At 47.6% G+C, this 19,966-nt stretch carries 13 protein-coding genes, 2 tRNA genes and 1 pseudogene; 9 read left to right on the top strand and 7 right to left on the bottom strand.

Annotated elements, in window-relative coordinates:
- Positions 1–137 precede the first annotated feature (137 nt).
- Positions 138–2,978: an aconitate hydratase AcnA gene (gene acnA, locus JFC05_RS09260; RefSeq protein ID WP_198336684.1), complete on the top strand. Its 2,841-nt coding sequence runs from the start codon at positions 138–140 to the stop codon at positions 2,976–2,978.
- Positions 2,979–3,098: 120 nt separating this feature from the next.
- Here the strand turns inward: acnA and JFC05_RS09255 are convergent, their stop codons facing one another.
- The 4 genes from JFC05_RS09255 to gltX all read right to left on the bottom strand — a co-directional run bounded on the left by JFC05_RS09255 (position 3,099) and on the right by gltX (position 6,026).
- A complete protein-coding gene (locus JFC05_RS09255) occupies positions 3,099–3,752 on the bottom strand; it encodes a LysE family translocator (protein WP_192995243.1) in 654 nt (217 codons plus the stop codon).
- Between the two features lie 223 nt (positions 3,753–3,975).
- Positions 3,976–4,051: transfer RNA gene (locus tag JFC05_RS09250), tRNA-Glu, on the bottom strand.
- Positions 4,052–4,180: 129 nt separating this feature from the next.
- Positions 4,181–4,256: transfer RNA gene (locus JFC05_RS09245), tRNA-Ala, on the bottom strand.
- Between the two features lie 231 nt (positions 4,257–4,487).
- Positions 4,488–6,026, bottom strand: coding sequence for a glutamate--tRNA ligase (gltX, locus tag JFC05_RS09240; RefSeq protein WP_198336683.1), 1,539 nt, complete (start codon positions 6,024–6,026; stop codon positions 4,488–4,490).
- 427 nt (positions 6,027–6,453) lie between these two features.
- Here gltX and rsmH point away from each other — a divergent pair, with 427 nt between their 5' ends.
- The 7 genes from rsmH to JFC05_RS09205 all read left to right on the top strand — a co-directional run bounded on the left by rsmH (position 6,454) and on the right by JFC05_RS09205 (position 15,970).
- Positions 6,454–7,467 (top strand): 16S rRNA (cytosine(1402)-N(4))-methyltransferase RsmH, encoded by a 1,014-nt coding sequence (rsmH, locus tag JFC05_RS09235; protein ID WP_198336713.1) that lies wholly within the window; start codon positions 6,454–6,456, stop codon positions 7,465–7,467.
- 295 nt (positions 7,468–7,762) lie between these two features.
- Positions 7,763–8,275, top strand: coding sequence for a cell division protein FtsL (ftsL, locus tag JFC05_RS09230; RefSeq protein ID WP_198336682.1), 513 nt, complete (start codon positions 7,763–7,765; stop codon positions 8,273–8,275).
- Positions 8,272–10,389, top strand: a complete 2,118-nt coding sequence (locus JFC05_RS09225; RefSeq protein WP_198336681.1) for a peptidoglycan D,D-transpeptidase FtsI family protein — start codon at positions 8,272–8,274, stop codon at positions 10,387–10,389. Before ftsL ends, JFC05_RS09225 begins: the two co-directional genes overlap by 4 nt.
- A gap of 86 nt (positions 10,390–10,475) precedes the next feature.
- Entirely contained in the window at positions 10,476–12,164 is a 1,689-nt protein-coding gene (locus JFC05_RS09220) for a UDP-N-acetylmuramoyl-L-alanyl-D-glutamate--2,6-diaminopimelate ligase (protein ID WP_198336680.1), read from the top strand.
- 126 nt (positions 12,165–12,290) lie between these two features.
- Complete coding sequence (locus tag JFC05_RS09215) at positions 12,291–13,745, top strand: UDP-N-acetylmuramoyl-tripeptide--D-alanyl-D-alanine ligase (RefSeq protein WP_192995235.1); 1,455 nt, start codon at positions 12,291–12,293, stop codon at positions 13,743–13,745.
- A gap of 3 nt (positions 13,746–13,748) precedes the next feature.
- The gene (gene mraY, locus JFC05_RS09210) at positions 13,749–14,867 is read left to right on the top strand and encodes a phospho-N-acetylmuramoyl-pentapeptide-transferase (RefSeq protein ID WP_198336679.1); all 1,119 of its coding nucleotides are present in this window, start codon (positions 13,749–13,751) and stop codon (positions 14,865–14,867) included.
- 224 nt (positions 14,868–15,091) lie between these two features.
- On the top strand, positions 15,092–15,970 hold the full coding sequence (locus JFC05_RS09205; protein WP_198336678.1) for a putative RNA methyltransferase: 879 nt from the start codon (positions 15,092–15,094) through the stop codon (positions 15,968–15,970).
- A gap of 35 nt (positions 15,971–16,005) precedes the next feature.
- Here the strand turns inward: JFC05_RS09205 and JFC05_RS09200 are convergent, their stop codons facing one another.
- Positions 16,006–16,536 (bottom strand): YdcF family protein, encoded by a 531-nt coding sequence (locus tag JFC05_RS09200; RefSeq protein ID WP_319830001.1) that lies wholly within the window; start codon positions 16,534–16,536, stop codon positions 16,006–16,008.
- Between the two features lie 593 nt (positions 16,537–17,129).
- Here JFC05_RS09200 and JFC05_RS09195 point away from each other — a divergent pair.
- On the top strand, positions 17,130–17,438 hold the full coding sequence (locus tag JFC05_RS09195; protein ID WP_198336676.1) for a hypothetical protein: 309 nt from the start codon (positions 17,130–17,132) through the stop codon (positions 17,436–17,438).
- Positions 17,439–18,641: 1,203 nt separating this feature from the next.
- On the opposite strand, the gene JFC05_RS09190 is transcribed toward JFC05_RS09195, so the two are convergent.
- Positions 18,642–19,103 carry a hypothetical protein gene (locus tag JFC05_RS09190; protein WP_198336675.1) on the bottom strand — a complete coding sequence of 154 codons (462 nt, stop codon included), beginning with the start codon at positions 19,101–19,103 and terminating at the stop codon, positions 18,642–18,644.
- Between the two features lie 85 nt (positions 19,104–19,188).
- Positions 19,189–19,914, bottom strand: a pseudogene (locus JFC05_RS09185) (IS3 family transposase); the annotation flags it as partial.
- Positions 19,915–19,966 lie beyond the last annotated feature (52 nt).

Raw genomic sequence — 19,966 nt, 5'->3', positions numbered from 1 at the left:
GAATGTTTTTAGTGCCTACTTTGACACAGTATTTCTTTAATAAACCACCATTTATTGAGCCACCAATATCCACATAAATGCTAACTTGTAATTGGCCATTTATGTTTAGGATTTATAACAACGATAAGGAAGCTACCATGAGTGATATCTTTAATGTAAAAGACACCATTTCGGTCGATGGCAAGGAGCATGCCTATTATAGCCTGCCCAAACTTGCCGAGACTTACGACAATATCAATACGCTACCATACTGTATGAAAGTCGTACTAGAAAACCTATTGCGTAACGAAGATGATGGTCAGTCTGTCGGCAAAAACCACATCGAAGCAGTGGCCAACTGGGACGCTGGCGCTGAGGCGTCCAAAGAGATTGCCTTCATGCCAGCACGCGTGGTGCTGCAAGATTTCACCGGCGTGCCATCAGTCGTTGATTTAGCAGCGATGCGCGATGCGGTAGTAGAGCTGGGCGGTCGTGCTGAGCAAATCAACCCCTTTATCCCCAGTGAGCTGGTCGTTGACCACTCGGTACAAGTGGATGCTTATGGCCGTGAGGATGCGCTGGATCTCAACGAAAAGATTGAGTTTAAGCGTAATAATGAGCGTTATGAGTTTCTCCATTGGGGCCGAAATGCCTTTGAGAACTTTGTCGTTGTCCCGCCAGCGACGGGTATCGTGCACCAAGTCAACCTTGAGTATCTTGCGCGCGTCGTGATGGCAGCGGATGTTGATGGCGAGCTGATGGCGTATCCAGATACGGTATTTGGTACCGACAGTCACACGACGATGATTAATGGTATCGGTGTGCTTGGTTGGGGCGTTGGCGGTATCGAAGCTGAAGCGGCGATGCTCGGTCAGCCGTCTTCGATGCTCATCCCGCAAGTGGTTGGCTTTGAGCTGACAGGCAAACTCAGTGAAGGCGTCACCGCGACGGATTTGGTATTGCGTGTGGTCGAGATGCTACGAGCACATGGCGTGGTCGGTAAGTTTGTCGAATTTTACGGTGAAGGCTTGCATCAAATGCCATTAGCGGATCGGGCGACGATTGCCAATATGTCGCCAGAATACGGCGCGACTTGTGGTATCTTCCCGATTGATCAAATGGCGATTGACTATCTGCGTCTATCAGGCCGTGACGAAGCGCAAATTGAGCTGGTCGAAAAATATGCCAAGGCACAGGGCTTATGGCATGATGCCGATACGCCAGCGGCGACTTACTCAAGTAAGCTAGAGCTTGATCTGTCTTCTGTCCAGCCAGCACTGGCAGGCCCTAATCTGCCGCAGCAGCGTATCAACTTATCTGATATGCACGAAAAATTCGGCGAAACGCTAGAAAAAATGACCAAGGACCGCAAGGCAGAAGTCGAAGGCAAAGTACGCTTTGACCAAGAAGGCGGCGAGCAAGAGCAAGCGGAACACTTGGCAGCTGAACCCAACATCGACGTTGATACCGAAACTGACGATAGCAAAGGCTACCAGCCAGCCAATAACGTGTTCTCAAGCGTTAATATTGACGACAAAGAGCATAAGCTGCGCGATGGTTCAGTCGTGATTGCCGCTATTACCTCTTGTACCAACACCTCAAATCCAGCCGTTATGATTGGTGCTGGATTGGTCGCCAAAAAGGCCGCTGCCAAAGGCCTCAAAGCCAAGCCTTGGGTTAAGACCTCATTGGCACCTGGCTCAAAAGTCGTAACTGATTACCTAGAAAAAACCAAACTGATGGATGAGCTCGAAAAAACAGGTTTTTATTTGGTCGGTTACGGTTGTACCACGTGTATCGGTAATTCCGGTCCGCTTCCTGATGTGATCGAAAAAGGCATCGAAGAGAACGATTTAGTCGCCTCAGCGGTGCTCTCTGGTAACCGTAACTTTGAAGGTCGTATTCACTCACACGTCAAGGCCAGCTACCTAGCATCGCCGCCATTGGTTGTCGCTTATGCCTTAGCAGGAACAGTCGATATTGACTTGACTGCCCACCCACTCGGTCAAGATCAAGACGGCAACGATGTGTACTTAAAAGACATTTGGCCAACGTCAGATGAGATCAACGAGCTGATTGCCAATAACATCGATGCTGATATGTTCCGTAAAAACTATGGTGAAGTGTTCGACGGTAGTAAAGAGTGGAACGCGATTAGCTCAGCCGATAGTCAGCTATATCCATGGGATGAAGGCTCAACGTACATCAAAAATCCACCGTTCTTCGATGGTATGACCATGGAGCCAGAGGGTATCCCTGATATCGAAGGTGCGCGTATCTTAGGTCTATTCGGTGACTCAATCACCACCGACCATATCTCACCTGCGGGCAATATTGATCCAAACTCGCCAGCAGGTAAGTACCTGCAAGAGCGCGGCGTCATGGAAGCGGACTTCAACAGTTATGGCTCACGCCGTGGTAATGATGCAGTCATGACTCGTGGTACCTTTGCCAATATCCGTATCAAAAACCAAATGATGGGCGGCAAAGAAGGCGGTTATACCTATTACTTCAAAGATGACAAGTCGACGCTACAAGATGGCGAAGAAATGGCCATCTATGATGCAGCGATGAAGTATAAAGAAGATAAACGTCCACTCGTCGTCCTCGGCGGGGCGGAGTATGGCTCAGGCTCTAGCCGTGACTGGGCAGCGAAGGGTACGATTTTGCTTGGTGTAAAAGCGGTACTCACCACTTCGTTTGAGCGTATTCACCGCTCAAACCTCGTCGGTATGGGCGTGCTGCCATTGACTTTCAAAGATGGCGAAGACGCTCAAACCTACAAGCTCGATGGCTCAGAAGTGCTCAGCATCACTGGCCTAAACAATGGCGAGAGCAAAACCGCTCAAGTCACTGCCACCCGCGCCGATGGCTCGACTGAAACCTTTGAGGTCAATGTCGGTCTACAGACACCAAAAGAGCGCGAATACGTGCGTCATGGCGGCGTACTGCACTATGTATTGCGTCAGCTAGCGGCTGATAGTAAAAACGCTGCGTAATGGTTGATTAGCTTTTAAATAATACAAAGCCCAATGCCAGTAAAATCTGGAATTGGGCTTTTTTATGGGTAGTTAGATTTTATACAAATCAGCTTATTTGATCGTTATTTGTAGTTTTTTTTACCCCTTCTCAGTAAGCAACTTAACTCCCAAACCAATAAACACCACGCCGCTTATTTTATTTAAAAGAACTTCGATAGCTGGGTTTTTTCTTAAGTTGGCACTAAATTTTGAGGCCAGTAATGCAAGGCACGAACACCATACAAATCCCGTCAGCGCAAAACTCAATCCTAAGATCAGAAATGACAAGGCGCTATGAGCATAGCTAGGATCGATAAACTGCGGAAAAAATGCGAGGAAGAATAGCGCGACTTTTGGGTTAAAGACATTGGTTAATACGCCCTGTTTGTATATTTGCCAGTGCGCTATAGAGTTGGCAGGTGCCGATGGGCTGCTTTTTGGTAAATGATTTGCCAGTAAAGAAGGCTGCTTGCTCATCAGCATTTTTATACCCAGATAGCACAAGTAGCTGGCACCGATATATTTTACAATCGTAAAGGCCAGAGGCGAGTTGATCAAAATGATCGATAGACCCAATGCGGCGAATACCGTGTGTACCAAAATGCCTGAGATGATACCGAGGACAGAATAAAACCCTGCTGCGCTGCCATGTGAGACGCTGCGGGTGATGATATACATCGTATCGGTGCCTGGAGTGAGGTTTAGCAAAATCGCTGCCAAGACAAAGCCCAGATAGTTTTCGATACCGAACATGGCTCATACTTCCTTGTGTTAGCAATAATAGGGGAGTGTTTTATTTGTCGTTTATTTCGTAGTTTACCTGGTATCGGTCGTCATGAGCAGCTCATATCGATGGTTTTTATAAATGACAAACGAAAAAAATCCCAGTCACCGGATGATGACTGGGATTTTTTAGTGTTCGCTTATTAGTCTAATCTGATGCTAAGCAAAAGTGCTAATAAGTGACGCCGAATAGTGGCGTCCCCAGGGGGATTCGAACCCCCGTTACCGCCGTGAAAGGGCGGTGTCCTAGGCCTCTAGACGATGGGGACGCATAGAGTGTCATAACCTATGGTTATAACGGTACTTCACAATATCAGAGCGCTTATTTATTAATAAACCTTGCCTAGGTGCTGACATTGTTCTCAAAGCAATATTTATCCGTTGAGCGATAAATAGTATGGTGGAGCTAAACGGAGTCGAACCGTTGACCCCTTGCATGCCATGCAAGTGCTCTACCAACTGAGCTATAGCCCCTCGCTAAGAGTGTGCGTATTTTAGGTAAGACCAGCAGTCTTGTCAACCGCTATTTTTAAAAAAATGCAAAATAATGCAAAAAAAGTCATTAAAAGTATTTAAATGGCTAATTGTGGACGTTTGAGTATGGGGGTTACATAAAAAAGAGCCAGTATCGAATGAACTGACCCTTTTTTATTATTTATCCATTCTACTCTTCATTGGCAAGTACAAGGATATCCTGCTGCCAAACTATGCATCAGCCAAAAAATTAGGCAGATCCGCCGCTTTTTTCTCAAGTTTTTTCAGTTTCTTTTTACCGAGGCCGCCAAGCACCTCAACCGCATGGCGCAAGCGCGTCAAGGTCATATCCGCACCGATAATCGCCATCGAGTTCATAACGGGTGTCGACGAGGTGCTACCCGCAATCGCGATAAAGAACGGCGCCATAAAATCGCGCATCTTGATATCGAGGTGAGCGGCGAGGCCTTTTAGCGTGGTATAGATGTTTTCCTCCGACCACGTCGGCAAGGTTTCTAGCTGCCAAAGCGCCAGTTGTAGCAGCTCGATGATTTGCTCAGGCTCAAGCGATTTATGGGTGAAGCTCTCAGCGGTGATGTCTGGCAGGTTTTGGAAATAAAAGCCGCCCCAGTTGACCGCGTCAGACAACAGCTCGATGCGTGGCTGAATCGCAGCGGCGATAGCGGTGAGTTTATCGCTGTCACTGGCCCACTCAAGGATTTTGTTTTTAAGCTCTTCAGGCGTAAGCGCACGTAGCCATTCGCTGTTTAGCCAATTGAGTTTTTCGGTATCGAAGATAGGGCCACCAAGAGACACGCGCTGGATATCAAAGCTGGCAATCATTTCATCCAAGGTGAATTTTTCGGTATCGTCGGGCATTGAGTAGCCCATACGGCCTAGGTAGTTGAGCAGCGCTTCAGGCAGTACGCCGGCATCACGGTAGTAGGTGATTGAGGTTGGGTTTTTACGCTTCGACAGCTTTGATTTGTCAGGGTTACGCAGTAGCGGCATATGGCAGAGTGTTGGCATCTCCCAACCAAAATAGTCATAAAGCAGTTGATGCTTGGGGGCAGAGTTTAACCACTCTTCGCCGCGCATGACGTGAGTGATTTCCATCAAGTGGTCATCGACGACGTTGGCAAGATGGTAAGTTGGCATGCCGTCAGTTTTTAGCAGCACCTGCATATCGACTTGCGCCCAAGGAATCTCGACGGTGCCGCGCAGCATGTCATGTACTTGGCAAACGCCGTCGTTGGGCACACGCATACGGATCACATGCGGGGTGCCCTCGCTTACCAATTGAGCAGTTTTTTCTGGAGGTAGGTGGGCACAGCGGCCGTCATAGCGCGGGGTCTCGCCATTGGCCATTTGCTCAGCGCGCATGGCGTCTAGCTCTTCTGTAGTACAAAAACAGCGAAACGCATGGTCGCTTGCTATCAGCTGCTCGGCGTGTTTTTTATAAATATCGCTACGCTCGCTCTGACGATAAGGCGCATGCGGGCCACCAACGTCTGGCCCCTCGCTCCAGTCAAGTCCGACCCAGCGTAGCGCGTCCAAAATCATCTGCTCAGATTGAGCCGTCGAACGCGTTTGATCGGTGTCCTCAATACGCAAAATAAACTCGCCGCCGTGGGCTTTGGCAAAAGCCAAATTAAAAAGCGCGATATAAGCGGTACCAACATGCGGAAAGCCAGTCGGCGAGGGCGCAATACGTGTGCGAATAGGGCGGGCGTCGCTCGTGTCGGAGGGAGCGTGGGTCGATGTTTGCATAATAAAAATCTCAAAATGTCGTGGGCGATAAATAGCAATAATAGCCACAAAATAGCTGAAGAAAAAATATGACTAAAATAGCAATGAAAGAGTGGCCGTCAATAGCAAAAAATAGCGTAAAATATAGCGCTAGTATAACAGACAGCTGCGATATTTTTAATGAAAAGCCTGTCTAGTGCTTGACTCACCGTGTATCCTTGCGATAATAAGGTCAAGCAAGACATAACTTGTTTATTTTCATCTGATTTTTTACTATTACCGGCCGATATGGCCGTTATCTACTGAGTCGTTTGTGTCCACATTGAATGATAAGCCAAATAATAAGCAAAACAGTACGTCCACTTGCAAACAAGGCCCTTCTTTGGCCACTGACCCTGCCAAGTCGGCGGCTGATTTATCTGCTGTAACCTCTGATACTGCGCAGGCCATCCGTGAGGGAGCGTCTGCGTGCGCGGCGTCCAGCGAGCAGCGCTTTGTCCATGATGCCGTACTATTGCAAGAGACTGTGGCGGCGGTACTGGGCGTCAAATCTCTTCCTAAACGCACAGATGACGCCCCACAACCCAGCTTGCAAATGAGCGGTGTCTACGTCGATGCTACCTTTGGCCGTGGCGGTCATAGCCGTCTATTATTGAGTCATCTGAGCGACGACGCGACGCTGGTGGTGTTTGATAAAGACCCGACAGCAATTGCTGTGGCGCAAGAGCTGGCAGCTAGTGACAGCCGTGTCAAAGTGGTGCATGATAGTTTTGCGGCCTTAACGGACAGCCTAGCGGCGCTGGGCATCGATCAGGTGGATGGCTTGATGGCAGATTTGGGCATTTCATCGCCGCAGATTGATGATGGTAGCCGCGGTTTTAGTTTTATGCGTGATGGCGCGGTTGATATGCGTATGGATACCAGTCGTGGCCAGTCGGTGGCCGAATGGCTCGAGCAGGTCGATGACGAAACCTTGGCCAATGTGCTTTATGAGTTTGGCGAAGAGCGCCACAGTCGCCGTATCGCGCGCGCCATCAAGCAGATGGACAGCTATGAGTCCACGCTTGAGCTGGCAGAGGTGATCAAAACGGCGCACCCCAACTGGCAGCGCGGTAAGCATCCAGCGACCCAAAGCTTTCAGGCCATGCGTATTTTTATCAATAACGAGCTTGGCGATGTCGATGACTTTTTAGCGCAAAGTATTCCGATTTTAAAAGCAGGTGGTCAGCTGGCAGTGATTAGTTTTCATTCTTTAGAGGACCGCCGAATCAAGCAGTTTTTGCAGCGCCATAGCAAAGGGCAATATCCAGAGGATGACAATCTGCCGATGCCGCCCAAACGTCCGCGCTATTTTGGTAAGCCAAAACGGGTGGGGCCTAGCAAGAGCGAGGTCAGTGGCAACCCGCGCGCGCGCAGTGCATGGTTACGACTGGCCACGCGCAGCGATGTTGAGTACCAATAGGCGGCAAGCCAAGATTAATCGCATTGTCAGTGAAGCGGTTTAAGAGTAGTCATATCGCTTTGCTGTTGTTTGTCTAAATAAGATAAAAATGTGCGAATGGCTACGCTAGTGTTAAAAAGCTGTAAATATTACCTGCTAGGCTCAGCAGTTGGTTTTTTGTTTGTAGCGCGCACGACAGTGATATTTGGCTTTATGTCACCGATGCGGCCTGAATATCTGGTAAAGACATTTGCGCATAAAAACTGTTTAAAACCGTCGCCGATTTTATATTTGAAGTCCACTTTTTGAGAGCGTCATGGCAATATCTGACAAACCTACTCGCCGCACCGGCACCCCTCCTAATGTCGATATCGGCGAGCTGTTTGTGCGCCGGTTTAATGTGGTCAGCATTTATGTGGCGATTTTATTATTGCTGGCGGCGGCAATCATCTGGAGCGGTATCAAGACCGCTGAAGGCGTCCAGCAATACCATCAGGACTATAAGACCTTGCAAGACATGAAAAAACAACAGCGCAAGCTACAAGTAGAGCATCAGCGGCTGCTTATCGAGCAGCAAACCTTTAGTGCCACGCCGCAAATTGCCAGCCGCGCTGTGGCCGAGCTTGGCATGTATTCTCCAACCCTCAAAGACAAGTTGATTATTCAGCCAGGCGCTCCTACGGCGCTGGCGCCAGCCGCCTCTAGCGATACAGATATCACCGCCAATGATAGTGATGTCATGCAAGAGGTTGCCAGTACCGATTTGTCGATTGACGCGCCGCCTATAGCTACATCAATTAACACCAATGCGGCGGAGGCTGGGCGATGAGTGAAAAAAAATCCAAAGCCAAGACCGGTAAGTCAACAGCAGAAAACAACAGCAAAAAACCCACCAGCGGCAAAGTCACCAAGCCGCTGCGCCGTGTCAGTGCGGCCAAATCAGGACAAAAAAATAAAAAAACTGATAATAAAAAAACTGATAGTAGTGCGGCAGATAGCCGTAAGGCTAAGCTGTTTGGGCGACTAAAAAAGAATGACAATCAAGGTGCTTATACCAGTGTCAAAAACCGTAAAACCGCGTTTTTAAATAAAGCGTCAGGGGCGTCCTCACGGGGCGGTTTTGAGCAAGACAAAGCGCGATTTTGGACGGTTTGGGGGTTGGCGCTTGCCATATTGGTCGCGCTGATAGGCCGTGCTTACTACATTCAAGTCGCCAATGCCCAGTTTTATCAAGATAAGGGCAATGAGCTGATCACCAGCGTACGCACACAAACATCTTATCGCGGTATGATTACCGATCGCAACAAACTGCCACTGGCAGTGAGTGCGCCGCTGGCGACAGTGTCCTTTAGTCCGCATGACTATGCGCGTGAATACTATGAGCTCAAACGCATCATTTTGACCAATCCTGACAGTCCGCAGCTACGAGCGCGCATGCAAAAACGCTTGGATGCTATGGACTTGACTACCTTGGCTGCTGCCGCCAATATCTCAGTCAGTGAGCTAAGACGAGTCACCGCGATCGATGACAGCATCGATGTCACCGACGAGGAAGCAGTAAAAGCAGCGTTGCCATCAGGCGCAGGCTCGCACTACCTACCGCTTCTTAATAAAGTCACGCCAGAGATTGCCCAAAGTGTCAGCTCTTTAGATTTCCCTGGGGTATATGAAAAAAACTTCTTTCAGCGTTATTACCCGCAGCCTCAGCCCAACTCGCAATTGCTCGGCTTTATGGGACAAAACGCCAATGACCCTGAGGGCGGCTATGAAGGGCGTGCGGGTATAGAACGTCAGTACGAAAAGGAGCTGGCGGGCAAAGATGGCAAGGTACTGGTGCTAAAAGATGCCAAACAAAACAGCCTAAAAGAAATCAAGCAAGTTGAGCCTGAGATACCGGGCAAAGATTTGGCGCTGACGATTGACTCGCGCCTGCAATATCTGCTTTATAAAGAGTTAGAAAAAGCAGGACGCCTACAGCGGGCGCGCTGGTCGACAGGTATGGTCGTCGATGTGCAGACAGGCGAGGTGCTCGCCCTCTCGACCTGGCCGTCATTTAATTCCAATAACCTCAATGAGATGACCGGTGAAAACCAGCGAAACCGTGCGCTGTTAGACGTCTTTGAGCCAGGCTCAGTGATGAAGCCATTTACTGTGGCTGCGGCGTTAGACTCGGGTAAATATACCGCGACGTCATTGATTGATACCAATCCAGGCTCCATCCGTGTCCGAGGTTATACCATTCGCGATCACCGTAATCTCGGCATGATCAACATGGGCACGCTACTACAAAAATCGAGTAACGTTGCCTCGACCAAGATTGCATTATCCCTGCCGCCTGATGCCATTACCAATATGCAAAAGCAGTTTGGCTTTGGTGAAAAAACCCCATTACAGTTCCCTGGTGAGGGTAGTGGTCTGGTGGTCACGCCAAAAGAAAAAGAAACCTCGCGCCGAGCCACCGTCAGTTATGGTTATGGTCTGCAGGTGACACTTGCGCAGGTCGCACAGGCTTATTCGGCGCTGGCCGCAGGTGGTGTCATGCATCCGCTGACCTTGATCAAAGACGACAAACCGCAGCCAAGCAAACGCATTATGGCGCACGAGCAAGCGATGTCTATCGTGCAGATGATGGAGAGCGTCACCGAGCCGGGTGGTACCGCGAAAGGCGCGGCCATTGATGGCTACCGTGTGGCGGGTAAAACAGGAACGTCGCGCCGTATCAACCCAAAAGGAGGCTACTATACTGACCAGTATCGCAACGTCTTTGCGGGTATGGCACCAGCATCAAACCCAAGGCTGGTGGGCGTGATGCTCATCGAAGACCCGCGCGCGCAGATTTATGCGGGTCTGACGGTCGCTCCTGTCTTTCATAATGTCATGAAAGAGGCGCTGCGTTTGTATAATGTACCTTTAGATAAACCGCTAAAAACCGAAGAGCCATAAGTATCTTGCCACACAAACACGACGACAGATGTCGGTCAGTATCCAGCGCCAGCCGCTGATTTGTGTTTACCGTTTAGGATTTGCCCATGACCACGCTTACCTCATCGCCCAGTACCCACTCGGTTACCTTGGTTACCTTGCAGCAGCTTTTAGAGAGCGGCGATCGTCAGCATTCTTTGCTACAGTCATCGCTCACCGCGCTGCTCGCTGCTGCGGATAATATCAGTGAGGACGTTTCGGTCGCGCATATACCATTTGCACAGTTTCGGTTAGATAGCCGCCACGTTGCGGCACACGATGTGTTTGTCCTCCTAAAAAGCCAGACAGGCCACTGCCAAAAAAGCCGCGACTATCTGCTACAAGCTGCGTCACAGGCGGCCTTTATTCTCTCGGAGATTGACCCAAGCGATTTGTTTGATGATGGACAGTCGCCAGCAGATGTCTTGTCTTGTCCTTTGATATACGTGCCGCATATTCGTGATTTTTTGGGCAGTCTCATTCAGGCGCGCTTACAGTACCAGCAGCCTAGCCGGTTACCCACGGTGGTGGCAGTGACAGGCACCAATGGCAAAACCACCATCAGCCAGCTGGTGGCACAGTTGACGCAGCTGACTGGCATGAGCAGCGCTGTGATGGGGACCGCGGGTAACGGTCGACTGGGTGCCTTGGTACAGGCTAGCCATACAACGGGCGACGCTCTTGCTGTGCAGCAGTTTGTGTATCAAATGGCGCTTGAGAAGGCAGAAATATTGGCTTTAGAAGCCAGCTCGCACGGCCTTGATCAGCAGCGTCTACAAGGCGTACCGATATCTGTTGCGATTTATACCAATTTAAGCCGCGATCATTTAGATTATCATGCCGATATGGCAGCGTATGCCGCGGCAAAAGCTAGGCTCTTTGACAAAACGCATTTTCCTTCCTTGACGCACGCCATCATTAATATCGATGATGAGTACGCGCAGGTTATGCTAGATATGGCGTATGCTAGTGGTTTGACGGTATGGACGTACAGTCTAGATGCCTCAAAGCCTGCGACTTTTGTTGCCACCGATATTGCCCCAAGCTTAGAAGGGGTGAAAATTACACTGCAGACAGACATCGCCGGTGGAAATACCGCTGATAAAGGCACTGGTGATACAGACACTGGCCATAAAGAGAGCCGTTGCATAAATATCGTTAGTCCTTTACTCGGGCGTTTTAATGTCGCCAATTTGCTGGCTGCCATTGCCGCTGCTGCTGCATTGGGCATGAGTCTTGAGCGTATCGCCAAGATCGTCCCGCAGCTACAAGGCGCAGTGGGGCGTATGCAGCGCGTCGCATCGCGTGATGGCTGCTTTATCGTTGATTATGCGCATACCCCTGATGCGCTCAGTCAGGTGCTGGCCAGTTTGCGCACCCACTGTGAGGGACAGCTGTGGGCGGTGTTTGGCTGCGGCGGAGACCGTGACGCGGGCAAGCGTCCGCTGATGGCGCAGGCAGGCCTGGCGGGCGCGGACAGGGTTATATTGACCGCGGATAATCCGCGCACCGAAGACCCAGAGGCCATCTTGCAAGATATGCAAGCAGGCATGAGCACCGCGCAGTATCAGCGCACCCATATCGAGCCTGCACGGCAAGCGGCGATTGAGTATGCTGTCATGCAAGCAGCGGCCAATGATATCGTCGTCATCGCTGGCAAAGGTCATGAGACCTATCAAGAGATCAATCATGTCCGTTATGATTTTGATGACAGTGTGGTCTTGCAACAAGCCTTACAAAAGGCTGGGCGCAGATAGGCGATAGGTCTGCAGGGTCATGATGGTTGAGAATTGCGTCATTATTTAAGAGCGCTCATAAAATCATGTTAAGCGTAACAAACAGTATTTATAAAAATTAAGTAGTCATCATACAAGGTAATCACTATGACAGCCGACAACGACAATACCATTCAGTCGCAAGGTCTCTATGTCTGGCAGGTAGATAATCTGCTCGCTGCGACAGCCTCGCTGAATGGGCATTGGCAGCTAGCCGCAGGACAAAGCAATGCAGGACAAACTGAGCTTGCCAACAACGCGGTCACCAGCAACCGTATCGCCACCGATACCCGCACGATAAAGAGCGGCGATATCTTTTTGGCGCTAAGCGGTGCCAATTTTGATGGTCACGACTATATCAATCAAGCCGCTGCCCAAGGTGCTGTCGCCGCTATCGTCTCACGTCCCATCTCGACGAGCATCCCGCAGTTGGTCGTGAGTGATACGCGTCTGGCTTTGGGGCGGCTGGCCGCTTATCGTCGCCAGCAGCATCAAGATTTGACTGTGATTGCTATCACCGGCTCAAGCGGTAAAACCACCTGCAAAGAGATGCTTGGTAGTATCTTTGGTCGTCTAGCACCGACCCTGATCACCCGTGGCAACCTAAACAACGATTTGGGCGTACCGATGATGTTGCTCGAGTTGTCCGATCATCATCGCTATGCCATCTTAGAGCTGGGCGCCAACCATATCGGCGAGATTGCTTACACGACAGAAATCGTCCAACCAGATGTGGCTTGTATCCTCAATATTGGTACCGCGCATTTGGGTGAGTTTGGTAGCCGTGAAGGCATCTGTCAAACCAAGTCGGAGATTTACCATACATTAACCGATACTCAGTTTGCTATTGTCCCTGACAAAGACGACTTTACCAATCAACTGCGCCGTATCGCCGAAAAACATACCTCGCATGTGATTGGTTTTGGCAATACCGATGTCAGTGCCAGTCACTTGGATGTCGAGCCTGAGCGTAGTGAGTTCAAGCTGCACATTGGTAATCAAGTCCATGACATCAACCTACCATTGGCGGGTGAGCATAATGTCAATAACGCCTTGGCGGCGGCCGCTTGTGCGTATGCGCTAAACATCGATGTCAGTGATATCGTGATTGGTTTAGAAAACGCCCGCCCCGCCAAAGGTCGTCTCAATAGCCAGATACTGGGGATGCATCGCCTGATCGATGATACGTATAATGCCAATCCGCATTCCGTGCGTGCAGCGGCTAAGGTGCTGGCGGCGCAAACAGGCACGCAAGTGATGGTGTTAGGCGATATCGCTGAGCTGGGTGACGCGGCAGTGAGCGAGCATCAAAGCTTGGGTCGTACCATTGCCACCACTGGTATCAACGTGTTGCTGTGCGTCGGTGAGTATGCGCCGTATACCGTAGCAGGTGCGCAAGAAATCTCTGATATCAGTGCGCATGCGTTTGCGGACAAAGACAGCCTATTGGCATATTTACAGCCGTATTTGCAAGCGCAGCAGGCTAAGCCTTGTACCGTGCTGTTCAAAGGCTCACGTGCTATGCAAATGGAAACCCTTATCAATGCGCTAGTCGAGGAGTAGGCGGTGTTAGTTTGGTTGTTTGGCTGGCTTGGCCAGTATTATACACCGTTTTCTGCGGTTTCTTCGTTGACGCTACGCGCGTTATTGGCGGTCATTACCGCTTTAGTCTTTAGCATGATGTTTGGTGGCCGCGTCATTCGCCACTTGCGTACGCTCAAATATGGGCAGGCCATCCGTAATGATGGACCGCAGTCGCATTTGGCCAAGACGGGCACACCGACCATGGGCGGCGTCTTGATACTCAGTGCTATCGCGGTGTCGACCTTGCTATGGGCGCGCTTAGACAATCCTTATGTGTGGATCTTGCTGGTCGTGATGGTGGTGTTTGGCGCGGTTGGCTGGGCTGATGACTGGCTAAAGATTAAGTATAAAGACCCCAAAGGCCTAATCGCTCGCAAAAAGTACTTTTGGCTGTCAATGGGTGCGTTATTTGTTGGGGTGTCGCTGTACTATATCTCCACGCTGCAGCCAGATATCGCCACCACCCGCGAGATGCAGGATTTACTACTGCCCGTCTTTAAAAACTGGATCATTCCTTTCTCCGCGCTACCTTTTGGTATTGGGTTTATTATCTTTACCTATTTTGTGATTAATGGCGCTTCTAATGCCGTCAACTTAACCGATGGTTTGGATGGTTTGGCCATCTTGCCGGTGGTGCTGGTGGCGGCAGGTTTGGGCGCGATGGCTTATGTCTCAGGTGATGTGCGTTTTGCTGACTACTTGCATGTGCCTTATATCGCTTATAACTCTGAGGTCATCATTGTCTGTGGTTCGATGATTGGGGCAGGTTTGGGCTTTTTGTGGTTTAACGCCCATCCAGCCCAAGTATTTATGGGTGATGTCGGAGCATTGGCACTGGGCGCAATGCTCGGTACCATCGCGGTCATGACTCGTCAAGAGATTGCCTTTGCCATTATGGGTGGCTTGTTTGTCGCAGAAGCACTGTCGGTGATGCTACAGGTTGGCTCATATAAGCTGCGCAAAAAACGCGTCTTTCGTATGGCGCCACTGCATCATCATTTTGAAGAGATTGGCTGGAAAGAAACACAAGTGGTGGCACGCTTTTGGATTATTGCCATCATCCTTGTCATCTTAGGGCTAATGACGCTAAAACTGCGCTAACTATTTTTTTAACAAGCTGATGTTTTAGCAAACTGAGTCTTTTGGTTTAGCGCTCTGCAAAAGCCATTTCATCGTGTTTGAGGTGGCTTTTTTGGTTCTGTCTCTTATTGCTAAGTGAGGGTTTTATGCCGCAGCTGAAGTAAACTTTGCTAAAATGACGGCCATACTTGACTGATTTTGAGAAACCTGTGTCGTTATTTATTTGTCCCCTTTGCCAGTCACCCATGCAGCCTGCAGCCGATACGTGGCGCTGTGATGGCAGCTTGCATCCAAAGCAGAATAAGCACCCTTTTGATGTGGCGCGTCAAGGCTATGTCAATTTGTTACCAGTACAACAAAAAAAATCCAAAACGCCAGGGGACAGCCAAGCCTCTATCGAAGCGCGGCAGAGGTTTTTGGCCGCAGGACATTATCAGCCATTACAGGCTTTGCTTGAGCAGCAAATGAGGCAGCTACTCGGGCAGAGTGATACTGCCGCAAATTGGCTGGATGTCGGTTGCGGTGAGGGCTATTATACCCAAGCAATGGCGCAGATAGACGGTATAGCATCGCTGCTAGCGGTTGATATCAGCAAGCCTGCCGTCTCTACTCTCGCCAAAGCAAGCAAAGCGGCAGGGCAGCTGTGGTATCAGCAGCCCAAAGAGGGCGCGACTCAGACGGCGGTATATCCACTAGTGACCAGCGCCGCCCATCTGCCGCTACGCGCCCGTAGTGTGACGGGTATCAGTAGCATTTTTAGTCCTATCTTGCCTGAGGCCTTTGCCAAAGTATTGTGTGACACAGGCTATCTCATCATTGCCAAACCCGATAGTCAGCATCTTGCATCGATGCGTGAAGCGTTGTTTGATAGTGTGCGCGAGCATGATTCTGATAAGTTTTTGCACGAATTAGCCCCGCACTTTACCCTGCTTGCGACGCATCATGTCAGTACCGAGCTGTCATTAGTGGCAAATGATTTGGCAGATTTGATGACCATGACCCCGTATGCCTACCGCGCACGTAGTGAAAAAAGACAAGCGTTGCTGACAGCAGTAGAGAAAGCATCATTTAAAACAGAGGCAAAATTCGTGGTTTATATTTTGCAAAAAAAAGCGTTCATTTGAGCGCCTTTTAATATTTTTGTTACGGCATCTGCCGATTAGTATTCTTGTAGTAGCCAACCGCTACCAAAGGCAAAATACTCTCGAAACCATGCATTGTAGCGAATAGACAATGGTGTTGGGCTGGCGAGTGTAATTGGTTGCGTATAACCTTGATGGAGGGCAATCGCCGCTGCGCGAATGGTATGAAAATCGCTGGTCACAATCGCAATCGGTACCTCTTTATCAATACCATGCTGTTCAAGTATGATTTGGCTGTACGCCAAATTCTCCTCAGTACTGGTGCTTTTGCCTTCTTGATAAATACGATCTAGTGAAATATCATGGGTTTGCGCCAAGTACGTCGCCATGATGTCCGCCTCACTGCGTGTGCGCTCATAGCCCACACCGCCACTCGTAATAATGAGTGCCTGTGGCTGCTGCTCAATCAGTTGTGCTGCCGTATCCAAGCGGCTGGCAAGGGTAGGCGTTGGTTTGCCATCGACCGTCCCCGAACCGAGCACGATGATAGCTGCTACTGGCGGCAGATCTTGTGTGCTGTGTTTGATCTGCTGCTGTAGCGAATACATAAAAATTAAAAAGCTGGCGAGCCATAACCCAAACGCTAGCCACAATCCGTACCAAATACGTCGCAGTAAAGGATTCTTAGCAAGTATTTTTGTAATTAAAGGAGCACCTAGTCCATGCCCTACAAAAACTACGCCTATCAAAAAAGGCAGCACTGTACCAAAATTAATCTTATCAACAGCCATCAAAGTAACGCAGTCGATAATGAGTATCGCCCCAATTACAGTTAATAAAACACGTAATAACCCACACATAAATTTGTTATCCAATCAGCGCTGATAGAAGAGTTGAGCTGTGTATAGTTGTCAGATGCTAAGCGCTATAAATTCTTTGTACGCCTGCCAAAAGCATCATACATAGGCGGATAGGCTCAGTCGATACCAGCCAATAGTGCAACTCTGTAGCTTTCTACCGCCTAATGTGTAAATGCGCTTAGCAGTGGTAACAATCGCAACCTTTCTTCAAGTTTCATAAAGCTACTTAATACGAGAACCAGTTATCATTTTCTTTGTCGATAGAGCGATGCATTATCGTGATACTTCATAAGGTATCTTTAATCATCATTTATTAATATGAATTACATTAGGAAAAAACAATGAAAAAGATAATAGTAAGTTCGATTCTAGCCGCTACCGCTTGTTTATCTATGGTTAGTCAAGCCAATGCTGCACCAAATTATTCACAACACCATGCGTCTCAAGTACAACACCAAAAACATGGTAACAAAGCAGATAGCAAGGCAGATAGTAAGCATAAAGTTGTCAAAAATAAGGCAAAGGTATCACAGCAAAAAGCAAAAATAGTGGCTGCCAAGCATAAAGCACAAGAAAAGCATCAAGACAAATATCAGGGCAAATATAAAAACGATAAACAAAGCAAAAACGACTACAGACACCGCTCTTAAAAGTGATATCTGATTATTTAAAAATGACGCCCTAAGTAGGCGTCATTTTTATGTGCAATGGTTTGGCTAGTAGTTGTGATATATCCGGTCTTGTGTCTCTATTTGAAGAGATATTACGGTCTAGCAGATATGCAAAACGCTCACACCTTAACGTTTCTTAAACTTTCATCAAGCTACTTAACGTAGGAACTGGCTATGATAAGAGGCAGTATTAACATCGTCTGCGCGCGCTAGTTATCTCAAGTAGTGCTTTTCAATCAAACCAGTGATGTTAAATATTCATTGACTGTCCTAAATAATCATCTTAAAAATCGACTGAGAGCGCCCATGAGACAAACCTTGTTCGTACTATTTATCACCTTATTCAGTGTAATAGGCTACTCAGCCAACGCGATGGTACCAAGCATTGCTTTTGCAGAAGCAGTAAAAGCGACTCCAAAACCAGTCATGTCTGCTGAAACGAAAAAAATCAGACGAGACTGCCGCATAAAATTGAGGTTGAACAAGTTACATATGAATCTAAGTGACAGTGAAAAAGAAGCAATAAAGAGATGTATAGGCAGTAAACAGCTGTAGGTTTAGATATTAGCAGCAATAGAGCAGTGATATGAGCCAGCAATATTCTTTATTGGTGGTTTTTTTTTGATAGATAGGATAAAAATCACCATTCAGGTATCATTAGACGATCAGACTGACAGTCTTACTGTTAAGGTGTCTGGATTTTATTTAGGATAGAGTAGGACAGCACAAAAAAACTAGTGCGTTTCTCAGAATAGATAAGATTGGCGGTGAAGGAGGAAGTCTAACTATAGATATAAGTATTTGATTTAATTGACATTATAATAATGTATATGCATATTAGACCATCAAATAGACCAACAGGTCTGTAGTGTTAGATGTAAGGAAAATAATGGGATTTATTGTTTAATAAAATGTAACTAAATATTTCTAAGTCATAATTTGGTTTCAAGTACATACTATCACTAAAAAAGCGTCTTCGGCTTATCCTTTTATCTTACCAATTAAACCAGCTAATAATTACTACTACTACTCTAAATAAAGCCATGTAATAAAGGTGTAGAGGCATAATAAAATAGCGCCTAATATAGGCGCTATTTACTATGCCGCTTTTTGTAAGAGAAATAGTAACCACTCACTAATAAAAGCTACCGAACATCAAAGTTAAGTCTTAGCTATATACGATTACTTTTTATAATTGATTTTGATTTGCTCTTCTAAGAGATTAGCAGCGACGGTATTATACTGATCACAGTTAACAAAATCGGTAGTAAAGTCTATATTTGAATCTTCGGTAACGCCTTTTTGATAGTAATAAGCATCATATACCAAGCCATTGTACTTGATGGCAGCAATGATATCGCCATCCTCATCCGTATACCTAGCAGCCGACAGCTCATTGTTTTTTCCGACTTTTTCTTCAATTAGATCGTTGACTGTATTGTTTTTCTTCTCATTAATAATCCATTGAGCAATCGTGATATCTTCTCTTGGGGCTAAGTCATAGAAGGTGTAATAAGATTGAGAAGGTGTCTCTTGGAAGATATAACACTCAGAACCTTTAGGGAAGGCTATATTACTTGGAAAATAATCGTAATCGAGATCAGTCTGAATACCAGCTTTAGCGTTGCCACCTAATTTCTTCACTCCACTCAGATCCAAAGTTTTAATGTCATAGACTGAATCTGATCCCTGCTGTCAATCCCGTAGAACTAAACTTGGGAGATTTTAGTTACGCAGCCTGACGATAAAAGTCAAACCACACCTGTCTTGGCGATTTATAGCCCAAACCCTTTTGAATCCTAGTCTGATTGTAATACAGCTCAATATATTTGATGATGTCAGTAATGGCTGTGAATCGTGTTTTATAGTCCTTATGATATATTAGCTCATTCTTTAATATGCCCCAGAAGCTCTCTATTGGCGCGTTATCATAGCAGTTGCCTTTAGCACTCATAGATCCTTTAAAACCGTGTTTACTGATGATTGTGCGATAATCGTCGCTGCAATACTGGCTACCTCTATCTGAATGTACAATAAGCCCTTGGCTAGGTCGTTTATCCTTGATTGCTTTATTTAAGGCTCTACAGACTAAATCTGCTTTCATGCGTTTATCGATAGCGTAGCCAACCAATTCTTTGGTATATAAGTCTTTGACGCCTGCTAAATAAAGCCAGCCCTCATCTGTCCAGATGTAGGTGATATCACTAACCCATGCACAATTAGGATGATTAACGCTAAATTGTTGTTTAAGCAAATTAGGATAGATTCGCTTGTTATGCTCTGAGTCTGTTGTCACTTTAAAGCGCTTATGACGTCTACATTTGATGTCATGCTCTTCCTTGATACTACGTACCATATACTTGCTGACATCGTGCCCTTCTTCACTTAAATGTGCGTGTAGACGCTGATAACCATATCGCTCTTTAGTCTCACTGTGAGCAGCTTTAATAAGTATAGTCAGTCTAGAATAAAAGAGATACAACCCATATCATGAAACAGCTTAGGTA

The sequence above is a fragment of the Psychrobacter celer genome (genome assembly GCF_016107555.1).
Taxonomy (GTDB): Bacteria; Pseudomonadota; Gammaproteobacteria; order Pseudomonadales; family Moraxellaceae; genus Psychrobacter; species Psychrobacter celer.
The sequence above is the reverse complement of the archived record's forward strand: the minus strand, read 5'-3'. Positions and strand labels throughout refer to the sequence as shown.

Excerpts from the sequence above, each read along its gene's own strand:
- gltX (WP_198336683.1), bottom strand. The coding sequence starts at position 6,026 with ATGCAAACATCGACCCACGCTCCCTCCGACACGAGCGACGCCCGCCCT.
- JFC05_RS09200 (WP_319830001.1), bottom strand. The coding sequence starts at position 16,536 with ATGTATTCGCTACAGCAGCAGATCAAACACAGCACACAAGATCTGCCG.
- JFC05_RS09225 (WP_198336681.1), top strand. The coding sequence starts at position 8,272 with ATGAGTGAAAAAAAATCCAAAGCCAAGACCGGTAAGTCAACAGCAGAA.
- acnA (WP_198336684.1), top strand. The coding sequence starts at position 138 with ATGAGTGATATCTTTAATGTAAAAGACACCATTTCGGTCGATGGCAAG.
- JFC05_RS09205 (WP_198336678.1), top strand. The coding sequence starts at position 15,092 with ATGCAGCCTGCAGCCGATACGTGGCGCTGTGATGGCAGCTTGCATCCA.
- JFC05_RS09215 (WP_192995235.1), top strand. The coding sequence starts at position 12,291 with ATGACAGCCGACAACGACAATACCATTCAGTCGCAAGGTCTCTATGTC.
- JFC05_RS09195 (WP_198336676.1), top strand. The coding sequence starts at position 17,130 with ATGAAAAAGATAATAGTAAGTTCGATTCTAGCCGCTACCGCTTGTTTA.
- JFC05_RS09220 (WP_198336680.1), top strand. The coding sequence starts at position 10,476 with ATGACCACGCTTACCTCATCGCCCAGTACCCACTCGGTTACCTTGGTT.
- ftsL (WP_198336682.1), top strand. The coding sequence starts at position 7,763 with ATGGCAATATCTGACAAACCTACTCGCCGCACCGGCACCCCTCCTAAT.
- JFC05_RS09255 (WP_192995243.1), bottom strand. The coding sequence starts at position 3,752 with ATGTTCGGTATCGAAAACTATCTGGGCTTTGTCTTGGCAGCGATTTTG.